This is a genomic window from Candidatus Omnitrophota bacterium, assembly GCA_016929445.1.
GTDB lineage: Bacteria > Omnitrophota > Gorgyraeia > JAFGIU01 > JAFGIU01 > JAFGIU01.
In genome coordinates this window covers 1-5,358 of the sequence record JAFGIU010000108.1, presented here as the reverse complement: position 1 = coordinate 5,358, position 5,358 = coordinate 1, and the positions used below count along the sequence as shown (strand labels likewise).

Sequence of the window (5,358 nt, the reverse complement as noted above, 5' to 3'; positions counted from 1 at the left end):
GGCCCCGGGAGCGGTTATCCGCATGGCCAATTTGGGCATAGAGAACTTTCTCATTGCCTCCAGCCTGGTGTGCGCAGTGGCCCAGCGTTTGGTGCGCCGGCTCTGTCCCGAGTGCCGTGAGGAGGCCCCTCTTCCGGAGTACGTGGCTGACCAGCTCGGCCTTTCCCGCCAGGAGGCCCACAAGCACACGATCTATCGACCGCAAGGATGCGATCTTTGCTACAATACGGGATATGCGGGCAGGCTTGTGATCTGTGAAGTCATGCCTGTGACCCCTGAGGTCCGGGATGTAATACTCAGGCCCGATACCCAGGAAGGCGAAATTCGCGCTGTGGCTCAGAAGCACGGGCTGCGCTCTTTGCGTCAGAGCGGCCTGGAGAAATTGCTGGCTGGTGAGACCAGTGTGGAAGAGGTCCTCCGCGTGACAACCGCAAACGATACGGCCGAATCGGCAATCGACGAATAAGGCAGGGATCCTGTTGCAATCCACTGAAATCAATTTCAAGTCTTTAAGGGGGACGATCGCCAGTTTCTCCAAGGCCAAGGTTTTGGTCTTGGGGGATTTGATTCTGGACGAGTTCATTTGGGGGAAGGTCTCCCGTATTTCGCCCGAGGCCCCGGTGCCCGTGGTTTGGACCCAGAATGAGTCCACCATGCCCGGCGGGGCCAGCAATGTGGCGAACAATATCCGTGCTCTGGGCGGCCGGGTGCAGTTGGCCGGAATAGTGGGGGAGGACGACGGCGCAGATGTGCTCTTGCGGGATCTCGAAGAGCTGGGCGTCGGTGTCAAGTATGTCTTGCGCGATTTGAACCGGCCTACCACGGTAAAGACCCGCGTCATTGCTCATCAACAGCAGGTGGTGCGCATTGACCGGGAGGACCTTTCCCCCATCAGCAGTGAGATGAGCAAGCGCATCGCGGAGTCCGTGATCCAAGCCCTCCCCGATGTGGATTGCATTATTATTGAGGACTACGGTAAGGGCGTGATTGTCCCCCAGGTCCTGGAGCCGGTCATTGCCGAGGCCCGCAAACTGCGCAAGATCATTTGTGTGGACCCTAAGGAGGATCACCTGGATCATTATCAGGGTGTGACGGCCATCACACCCAACCGCCATGAGGCTCAGACAGGTTCAGGGGTTAAGATTACCGACGAGGCCAGTTTTTTGGAGGCAGCCAAGGTTTTGCTTTCGCGCCTGCACTGTGATTCTGTTCTCTTGACTCTGGGAGAGGACGGGATGCTTTTGTTGGAGGAGAACGGCGCGACCACCCGCATCCCCACGGAGGCCCACGAAGTTTACGATGTATCGGGTGCCGGGGACACGGTCATCAGTGTGTTTTCCTTAGCCTTGGCTGCGGGCGCGGGCCGCGTGGAGGCGGCCTATTTGTCGAATTTGGCCGCAGGAATTGTTGTGGAGAAGGTTGGGGTTGCTGTGGTAACTCCCGAGGAATTGCTTAAGCGCATGGAGACAAAGGTCTGATTTTGCACGCCACCGGGATCATTCCTGCGAGGTTTGGTTCTACACGATTTCCGGGCAAGCCCCTTGCCCTTCTATGGGGGAAACCCCTTATTCAGCATGTTTGGGAGAAGGCTGTTCAGGCCGAAACCCTGTCGCAGGTGCTTGTGGCCACGGATGACGAGCGCATTCTGGAAGCAGTGCACGGTTTTGGAGGCGAGGCCATCATGACCTCCGCAGATCACCCCTCGGGCAGCGACCGGGTGGCGGAGCTTGCGAGATCCCTCAAATCGGATATCATTGTGAATATACAAGGTGATGAGCCCCTGCTGGAGCCCAGCTCCGTGGATGCAGCAATCCGGGCCTTTGAGCAAATGCCCGGATTCTCCATAGTGACGCTGGGTACGCCCTTTCGGGATGCGCGGGAGTGGGAGAACCCCAACTGCGTCAAGGTCCTGACCAATGCCGGCGGATACGCTCTGTACTTTTCAAGAGCCCAGATTCCTCATGGGTACAATGTCCGGGGCGGGAATGAGGAGCGGGTTTGGAGGCATCTGGGCCTTTATGCGTACCGGCGGGATGCTTTGTTTGAGTTTTGTAAGTTGGCCCCGAGCTCTTTAGAAAAGCTGGAACGTTTGGAGCAGCTCAGAGCCTTGGAAAACGGAATGCCGGTTTATGTGGTGCCTGTGGAACAGGCCTCAATCGGCGTGGATACTCCGGAAGAGCTTGAAAAACTAAATCAACGGACGGCATGAGCAAATACATCTTTATAACAGGCGGTGTGGTTTCAAGCTTAGGCAAGGGGATTGCCTGTGCTTCCATCGGCCGCCTTCTCGAATCGCACGGGCTCAAGGTGATTATTCAGAAGTGCGATCCCTACCTCAATGTGGATGCAGGCACGATGAACCCGTACCAGCACGGGGAAGTTTACGTCACGGATGACGGCACTGAGACCGATCTGGATCTGGGCCACTACGAGCGCTTTACCAATCAAACCACCACACGCGATCACAATCTGACCACCGGCACCGTCTATAACAGCGTGATCACCAAAGAGCGGCGCGGGGACTATCTGGGGGGAACGGTTCAGGTGGTTCCGCACATCACAAACGAGATCAAGCAGCGGATTCGCAGTTTGGGACGGCGCACGCGCGCGGATGTGATGATTGTCGAAATCGGCGGGACAGTGGGAGATATTGAAAGCCTGCCGTTCCTGGAGGCCATCCGGCAACTTAAACTGGAGCTGGGTCCGGAAAATGCGATCAATGTGCATCTGACCTTGGTCCCTTTTCTCAATGCCGCGGGCGAGCACAAAACCAAACCCACCCAACACAGCGTGGGCAAGTTGCGTGAGATCGGATTGCAGGCGGAAGTTCTTCTGTGCCGCACGGAATACCGCATGACCCGCAAGGTGCGCTCCAAGATTGCTCTCTTCTGTAATGTGCATGAGGATGCGGTCGTGGAAGCCCGGGATGTGAAAGACATCTATGAGGTTCCGCTGAGCTTTAAGGAACAGAAGCTGGATCGTCTGATCATGCGCACGCTCAAGCTCAAGGGGAAAGGGCGGCGTAATCAGAGCTTGGACCGCTGGCGGCGTTATGTGGTAAGGCCGGCGATTGATCCTCAACACAAGGTTTGTATTGCGGTGGTCGGGAAGTATATGGAAGTGCCCGATGCCTACAAGTCTATTTTTGAAGCCGTCCGGCACGGCGGTATTGCCAATGACGCACAGGTGGAAATCCGGCCGGTGGAGTCGGATCTCTTGGACGCAAAGAATGCAGAAAAATTATTGGAGGGAGTCAACGGAGTGCTGGTCCCCGGCGGTTTTGGGGCGCGCGGCGTGGAGGGCAAGGTGCGCGCCGTTTGTTTTGCGCGCGAAAACAAGGTGCCCTTTCTGGGCATTTGTTTAGGCATGCAGGCTGCGGTTATCGAGTTTGCGCGCAATGTGTGCGATTTGAAGAAGGCCGGCACGACCGAGATCGATAAGAATGTTGAAATTCCGGTGATTGCTCTCCTGGAAGAACAAAAGAATGTTACGGCCAAGGGTGCTTCCATGCGCCTGGGGGCTTATCCCTGCCGGATCAAGAGCGGCAGCCTCAGTTTTCAAGCCTATCGCAAACACCAGATCCACGAACGCCACCGCCACCGCTATGAATTCAATAACGAATTCAAAAAGACACTGAGTTCTCGCGGATTGAAGTTCACGGGCATCTGTCCCAAAGGGTCTCTTGTGGAGATCGTGGAACTCGCCAACCATCCCTGGTTTGTGGGATGTCAATTCCATCCGGAGTTCAGATCCAAGCCCGATCGCTGTCATCCGCTTTTCCGGGATTTTGTGGAAGCAGCTTTGGAGCACTCGGCCCGATGAACTCCCAAACCCCGCAGCTTGTCAAGGTTGGGGATGTCCAATGGGGAGAAGCTCAAGCTCTGGGTTTGATTGCCGGCCCCTGCGTGATTGAAGGGGAAGAGCATGCCTTGCGCCATGCGCGCGTCCTTCGCGAATTGGCCGGAGAATTTGAAGTGCCCTTTGTCTTTAAGTCGAGTTATGACAAAGCCAATCGCACCTCGATCCATTCCTACCGCGGTCCGGGTTTAGTGCAAGGACTCAAAATTCTCCGGACTGTTCGAGAAGAAGCCGGCGTTCCGGTGCTGACGGATGTGCACAGCCCGGAAGAGGCCGAGGCTGCGGGTGAAATTGTGGATGTGTTGCAGATTCCCGCTTTTTTGTGCCGCCAAACCGATTTGCTGATTGCCGCGGCCCGCACAGGCAAAGTAGTCAATATCAAGAAGGGGCAATTCCTGGCGCCCTGGGACATGCAGACCGCTATCCAAAAGGTGGTGGAGTCCGGCAACCCCAAGGTTATGGTCACGGAACGGGGCGCCTCTTTTGGCTATAACAATCTGGTGAGCGACCCGCGTTCTATTGCCGTGCTGCGCAGGCTCGGTTATCCGGTGGTTTTTGACGCCACGCACAGTGTGCAGCTTCCGGGCGGGCAAGGCACTCAATCCGGCGGCCAACGGGAGTTTGTGCCCACCCTGGCCCGTGCGGCTGTCGCTGCGGGCGCCCACGCCGTGTTTATGGAAGTGCACGAAGATCCCGGCGCGGCGCCCTCGGATGGCCCGAACATGATCCCCTTGGATGAGCTGCGCCCCCTCCTGAGACAACTCGTGGACCTTTCGCGGCTGGTGCGCAGCTGGGGAGATTTACGATGAAGGATGATTTGCGTCTGGCCGCAGAAGTTTTTAAGGTTGAGGCCAAGGCTGTGGCTGATTTGGCCGGCCGCCTTAACCAGGATTTTGAACGCGCGGTGGAACTTTTGCTCAGCTGCAAGGGCCGCGTGGTGGTCACGGGCATGGGCAAGGCCGGTCTGGTGGCCCAGAAAATTTCCGCCACGCTTTCCTCGACAGGGAGTCCCAGCCTTTCTTTACACCCGGCCGAGGCCATTCACGGAGACCTGGGGCGTGTCACAAGTTCGGATGTCGTGATCGCGCTCTCCAATAGCGGAGAGACCGAGGAAGTCCTCAGGCTTCTGCCCATTCTCAAGAAACTCGGCGCGCCTGTCATCAGCATGACCGGGAACCCCAAATCACAGTTGGCCAGGAACAGCGATGTGGCTTTGGATGTGTCCGTGCACAAGGAAGCTTGTCCGCTTCAATTGGCGCCGACTTCCAGCACAACCGCACAGATGGCCATGGGGGATGCCCTGGCAGTGGTCCTGATTCAGCGGCGCGGGTTTCAGGAAAAGGATTTTGCTCTCTTCCATCCGGGCGGGGCGCTGGGCAAGCGTCTCTTGCTCAAGGTGGAAGACATCATGCGCAGCGGCCAGTCCATGTGTATTGTGCCGCCCGGTATGCCGGTGCGTGAAGTGCTGTTGCAGATTACCCAGGCGCGTTCCGGATGCGC

At 57.2% G+C, this 5,358-nt stretch carries 6 protein-coding genes; all 6 read left to right on the top strand.

Annotated elements, in window-relative coordinates:
- Positions 1-466, top strand: a 466-nt coding sequence (locus tag JW937_08575) for a type II secretion system protein GspE (protein MBN1587459.1), incomplete at its 5' end; no start/stop codon positions are given.
- A gap of 13 nt (positions 467-479) precedes the next feature.
- Positions 480-1,478, top strand: coding sequence for a D-glycero-beta-D-manno-heptose-7-phosphate kinase (gene rfaE1 / locus JW937_08570; GenBank protein MBN1587458.1), 999 nt, complete (start codon positions 480-482; stop codon positions 1,476-1,478).
- Between the two features lie 2 nt (positions 1,479-1,480).
- Complete coding sequence (gene kdsB / locus JW937_08565; GenBank protein ID MBN1587457.1) at positions 1,481-2,209, top strand: 3-deoxy-manno-octulosonate cytidylyltransferase; 729 nt, start codon at positions 1,481-1,483, stop codon at positions 2,207-2,209.
- Positions 2,206-3,822 (top strand): CTP synthase, encoded by a 1,617-nt coding sequence (locus JW937_08560; protein MBN1587456.1) that lies wholly within the window; start codon positions 2,206-2,208, stop codon positions 3,820-3,822. Before kdsB ends, JW937_08560 begins: the two co-directional genes overlap by 4 nt.
- The gene (gene kdsA / locus JW937_08555) at positions 3,819-4,667 is read left to right on the top strand and encodes a 3-deoxy-8-phosphooctulonate synthase (GenBank protein ID MBN1587455.1); all 849 of its coding nucleotides are present in this window, start codon (positions 3,819-3,821) and stop codon (positions 4,665-4,667) included. The genes JW937_08560 and kdsA overlap by 4 nt, the downstream gene beginning before the upstream one ends.
- On the top strand, positions 4,664-5,358 hold a 695-nt coding region (locus JW937_08550; GenBank protein MBN1587454.1), incomplete at its 3' end, for a KpsF/GutQ family sugar-phosphate isomerase. The genes kdsA and JW937_08550, both read left to right, overlap by 4 nt.

Bases quoted from the DNA above. Each gene is read 5' to 3' on its own strand.
- JW937_08560 (MBN1587456.1), top strand. From the start codon at position 2,206: ATGAGCAAATACATCTTTATAACAGGCGGTGTGGTTTCAAGCTTAGGC.
- kdsA (MBN1587455.1), top strand. From the start codon at position 3,819: ATGAACTCCCAAACCCCGCAGCTTGTCAAGGTTGGGGATGTCCAATGG.